4 protein-coding genes are annotated in these 5683 nt (G+C 35.2%); 3 read left to right on the plus strand and 1 reads right to left on the minus strand.

Translation table 11 applies throughout. The annotated features are described in order from the left end of the window. Nucleotides 1-1150 (plus strand): putative bifunctional diguanylate cyclase/phosphodiesterase (locus AC06OU_RS02625; RefSeq protein ID WP_475853785.1); only part of this gene is annotated, 1150 nt, incomplete at its 5' end. Nucleotides 1151-1283: 133 nt separating this feature from the next. On the opposite strand, the gene AC06OU_RS02630 is transcribed toward AC06OU_RS02625, so the two are convergent. After that, nucleotides 1284-2873: a two-component system sensor histidine kinase NtrB gene (locus AC06OU_RS02630; protein WP_475853787.1), complete on the minus strand. Its 1590-nt coding sequence runs from the start codon at nt 2871-2873 to the stop codon at nt 1284-1286. Nucleotides 2874-2980: 107 nt separating this feature from the next. Between AC06OU_RS02630 and AC06OU_RS02635 the strand changes: the two genes are divergently transcribed. Both AC06OU_RS02635 and AC06OU_RS02640 read left to right on the plus strand, forming a co-directional pair. Continuing rightward, entirely contained in the window at nt 2981-4030 is a 1050-nt protein-coding gene (locus AC06OU_RS02635) for a M42 family metallopeptidase (RefSeq protein WP_475853789.1), read from the plus strand. A gap of 121 nt (nt 4031-4151) precedes the next feature. Further along, nucleotides 4152-5683 (plus strand): peptide chain release factor 3 (locus AC06OU_RS02640; RefSeq protein WP_475853791.1); only part of this gene is annotated, 1532 nt, incomplete at its 3' end.

Here is a 5683-nt window from a genome sequence, read left to right on the forward strand (position 1 = left end):
TGACTCACTAGGTCATGTTACAGGAGACCTGCTATTACAAAAGGTTTCTAAAAGAATGAAAAAGTTCTATAACAAAGGTGCCAAGATTTATAGGATGGGCGGGGATGAGTTTGTTATCCTTTTAGAGGATGACTATTATTCTTGTAGAGACTCATTAAGTAATGCCCAGCTGTTGTTAAAAGAAATTGAAAAGCCTTTTAGCATTCATGAAATGGAGCTATACATTTCATGCTCTATTGGAATTTCCTGCTTTCCTGAACACGGTGATAGTTATAATGCTTTACATAGAGCTGCAGATTTAGCGTTAAATGAATCGAAAGATAAAGGGAAGAGAACAGCAGTCTTGTATACATCTGAATATGAAAAAGGGTATATAGATAAATTGTCTTTAGAGAGTGATATTCGAATGGGACTTAAAAAGAACGAATTCTTTCTAGTCTACCAACCGAAATTAAATCTAATTACCAACAAGGTTCAAGGCTATGAAGCTCTTATTAGATGGAATAGAAAGGGAAAAAATATTATTCCTCCGAATGAGTATATTCCATTTGCAGAAGAGACAGGGCTAATTATTCCTATTGGTAGGTATGTTCTTAAGGAAGCATGTAAGCAAGCTACACAATGGTTAAAAGAGGGATTGTCTTTTAGTACAATATCAGTGAATATAAGTCCAGTTGAGTTAAATCAAAATGACTTTACAGAAAACGTAAAATATATTCTTCATGAGACCGGCCTTCCACCACATTGTCTAGAATTAGAAATTACGGAAAACATTCTAATGAAAAATATAAGGAAGCTGTCTAGTATATTGGAGGAATTAAAACAACACGGTGTTCGACTTGCAATGGATGATTTTGGTTCCGGCTTTTCAAATTTCCGTTATTTAAAGGAACTCCCTATACATACGTTAAAAATAGATCAAGTCTTTATGAATCAAATCATAGAAAAAAGAGACGAAGTAATAGTGTCGTCTATTATAAAAATAGGTAAAAGTCTTGGTTTAGAAGTAGTAGCAGAAGGTGTGGAAACAGAGGAAGTCATCCAGTTTTTAAAGCTGCATAATTGTGAAATTGTCCAAGGTTTCTATTATTCCAAGCCTCTTCGTGTGGAGGACGTACCGGGCTTTAAGCTATTGGCTTCGCAAATATAAAATTATATGGGGATTTTTGAGAATTAGCGAACTCCTACTAAAGTAAAAATACCTTGAGATTCACTTCTCAAGGTATTTTTACTTTAGCAAATGGGATGAAAGTCTTTGATGCAATGGATATAAAAAGAAGAGACTAGTCCGTAGCCTCTGTATTTGAAGTGTAAGGTAACTGAATAGTCACCGTAGTTCCTTGTCCTTTTTGGCTTTCAATGGCAATCGTTCCACCATGTTCAGCAATAATTTTTTCAGAAATCATCATTCCAAGGCCTGTCCCGTTAATCTTAGTAGAGAAAAATGGATCGAAAATTTTCTCTACAACCTGCTTGTCCATTCCTACTCCATTGTCTCTAATTTTAATAAGGATAATATCCTGGGGCTCGATGGAACAGCTAATATGGATTTTGCCATTGTCAGAAATTGCCTCTATCGCATTTTTCACTAGATTAATAAGTACTTGCTTCATCTGACCCTCCTCACCGTAAAGGTGTATCGGACCTTTTATAATATCAGTAGTCAAAAATATCCCATTCAAGTTAATCTCGGGTTGAAATAAAACGAGAAGGTCATCTAATGTTTGAGTTAAATCATACTTCTTTGGCAATTTTGCGTGTGGCTTTGCTAATACTAGGAATTCACTAATAATGTAATTGATTCTTTCAATTTCGTTTTCAATTACTTTCGTGTAACGGTAATAGGGCTGAGTAGGGTCCCCATTCATAATCTGCATAAAGCCAGATATAACTGTAATAGGGTTTCGAATCTCATGAGCTACTCCAGCAGCCATTTCCCCAGCAACTTTTAGCTTTTCTGATTGCAGTAATAAATTCTCAGTTTCTTTTTTAAAGCTTACGTCTCTACTAATAATAGAAAGAGCAATGAGCTCGTTTTGATAATCATAAATAGGAGAAAAGGTGATTTGGGCATCAAAATAAGTTCCATCTTTTTTTCGATCAGTTGTTTCGAGGAAATGATAGCTGGCCCCTTTTAATACCTCTTGTTTTCTTGCTTCATCTAGCTGATATTGCGGAGACAAAATAGAAATACTTTTTCCTATTACTTCTTCTCTTTTCCAACCATATAAATCCTCAAAGGCCGGATTTACCTCTATTATTTTATTGTCTTTATCAAATACGGTAATACTATCCTTTGCATTGTCAAAAAAAAGCTGTAAATAACTTTCTCGCGAATATTGCTCTTTTCTCATAAAAGTGTTTAGTTCGGAAATCTTATTCCAATATTTACGGTCAAAGTATGTATTTAAGATGGAAGTGAAAATAAGTATAGCTAAAAGTAGTATAAAAGCAATTAAATCTTCTGAGGACAAAATATATGTATAGTCATCATATTTATAATAGATGAGACCAAGAATTTCAATGATAGTTATAAAGAATAATAATATTCTAGGACCGATGTTGGAAGAGATGACTGCGATGTATATTGGGTAAATAAAAAATACAATCATAACTACGCTGTCACTGTATATATTCAAGATTAAAAGATAAAGATTGAGTGTTATAAACAAAATGTATTGGATAATTGGGTTCTCTGAGTTTACCCAACATAACAACGACAATATGAGTAGGTATACAATCCCAGCGTATAGATAAATTAATAGGTCCTTGTTATGTAAAAGTGTTGCCAGAATAATATGGCATACGGTAAAACAGGAAAAAATAATGAAAAACAATTTATTTTTATCTTTCGTAATATTAATATATTCCATTTTTCCCACCTCCTATCAGATTAGATACTTCTTATATTAGCCTATTTAGAGGTATCTGAAAATACAAGATTTTGATAAGATGGAGTAAGAATAAAGGAGGAGTCATTATGTCATACAAATTTCAAGAGCAAGAGACTGTCTCTTTGCTAAAACAATTAGTGGAAATTCCTAGTCCTTCCGGTTATACAAAGGACATCATGGACTTTATGGAGCAGTTTTTAAAGGATATTGATGTGAATTATACTAGAACTAATAAGGGAGCGCTTATTGCCACCATTACAGGTGAAAATGATACTAAACATCGTTTACTGACAGCACACACCGATACTTTGGGAGCTATGGTTAAGGAAGTGAAGTCTTCTGGCAGATTGAAGCTTGCAATGGTAGGTGGCTTTAACTGGAACGCAGTAGAAGGTGAGTATTGCACAATCCATACAGCAGATGGAAGAAAAATACGGGGCACCATTCTCATGCATCAAACAACAGTTCATGTATATAAAAATGCGACTACGCTCGCTCGTGATGAGCAAAACATTGAGGTACGAGTAGATGAGATAGTAAAAAATGCTAGTGAAACAAGAGAGTTAGGTATAGAGGTTGGGGATTTTGTTTCATTCGATCCTCGATTTGAGCAAACGGAATCAGGCTTTATCAAGTCACGTCATTTAGATGACAAAGCAAGTACGGCCCTTTTACTCCAACTAATGAAAGCTATTAAAGAAAATAAATGGACGATTCCTTATACAACACACTTTTATATTTCTAATAATGAGGAAATTGGATTTGGGGGCAATTCTAACATTCCAGAACAAACAGTGGAATATATAGCAGTCGATATGGGCGCAATAGGCGATGGACAAGCCTCGGATGAGTATACTGTTTCCATTTGCGCAAAAGATTCCTCTGGGCCGTATCATTACGAATTAACCCGAAACCTAGTAGAACTAGCTAAGGCAGAAGGAATCGATTATAAGTTAGACATCTATCCATACTATGGTTCTGATGCTTCTGCTGCAATAAGAGCAGGTTTTGATGTCAAGCATGCATTGTTTGGACCAGGAATCGAAGCGTCGCATGCATATGAAAGAACGCATATTCAATCATTAGAAAATACAGCGAAGCTATTGTATTCTTATATACAATCTGAAATTCTGTAATGGATACTAGTAGACATTTTTACGATTAATTTGTAAAATTGTCTGCTAGTTCTTTTTTTACTTGTATTTTTGCTAGTAAATCCATATGATAAAAAAGTGAATAAGAAGGAGATATACAAATATGGACAAACAATTACAAGAAGAAATACTTAAGAGAAGAACCTTTGCAATAATTTCCCACCCGGATGCTGGTAAAACGACTATAACGGAAAAGCTTTTATATTTTGGAGGAGCTATTCGTGATGCAGGTACAGTAAAGGGGAAAAAATCGGGGAAATTTGCAACTTCAGACTGGATGGAAATTGAAAAGCAACGTGGGATTTCTGTAACATCCTCTGTTATGCAATTTGACTTTAATAATTGTCGTATAAATATATTAGATACACCTGGACATCAGGACTTTAGTGAAGACACTTATAGAACATTGATGGCTGTGGATAGTGCAGTAATGATTGTAGATGCGGCCAAAGGGATAGAGGCTCAAACATTAAAACTATTTAAGGTTTGTCGCATGCGCGGTATTCCTATCTTTACTTTCATTAACAAATTAGACCGACAAGGTAAAGAACCTCTTGAATTAATGGAGGAGCTAGAGGAAGTACTTGGAATTCAATCCTATGCAATGAATTGGCCTATTGGTATGGGAAAAGAATTTTTAGGGATTTATGATCGTTACAATCATCGAATTGAGCAATTCCGCACAGAGGAATCTGAAAGATATCTTCCGTTAGATGATGAGGGAGAATTAGCTGTCGATCATTCTATGAAAGAAACATCTTATTATACGCAAGCTATGGAAGATATAATGTTGTTAAACGAAGCAGGGAACGATTTTGATAAGGAAAAAGTACTTTCTGGTGATTTAACACCTGTATTTTTTGGTAGTGCATTAACTAACTTTGGTGTGCAAACCTTCCTAGAAACATACCTTCAGTTTGCTCCAACTCCACAGCCGAGAATGACAGATGTTGAAGAAGAAGTAAATCCTTTAAACGAAGATTTTTCTGGTTTTATCTTCAAGATTCAAGCGAATATGAATCCTGCTCACCGAGATCGAATAGCATTTGTACGTATCGTTTCGGGGAAATTTGAACGTGGAATGACTGTTACTCTGGCACGTACTGGAAAAACGTTTAAAGTCACTCAGTCTACTCAATTTTTAGCTGATGACCGTGAAACAGTGGAAACTGCAGTAGCAGGAGATATTATTGGTCTTTATGATGTTGGGAATTATCAGATTGGCGATACGGTTGTTGGAGGGAAAAAAGCATTTAATTATGAAAAGCTTCCTCAATTTACGCCAGAAATGTTTGTAAAGGTTACTGCTAAAAATGTATTAAAATCTAAGCATTTCCATAAAGGTATCATGCAGCTTGTACAAGAAGGTGCAATTCAATTTTACAAAACACTTCATACAGAAGAAGTAATTCTTGGTGCAGTTGGCCAGCTTCAATTTGAAGTATTCGAGCATCGTATGAAAAACGAGTATAATGTAGAAGTTCGTATGGAGCCAATTGGTTCGAAGGTAGCCCGTTGGATTGAAAACGAAGAAGATGTAAAAGAATCGATGACAGGTCCAAGAAGCATGCTAGTAAAAGATCGTTATGATCACTATGTATTCTTATTTGAAAATGAATTTGCAACTCGCTGGTT

The organism is Psychrobacillus sp., from assembly GCF_056205495.1.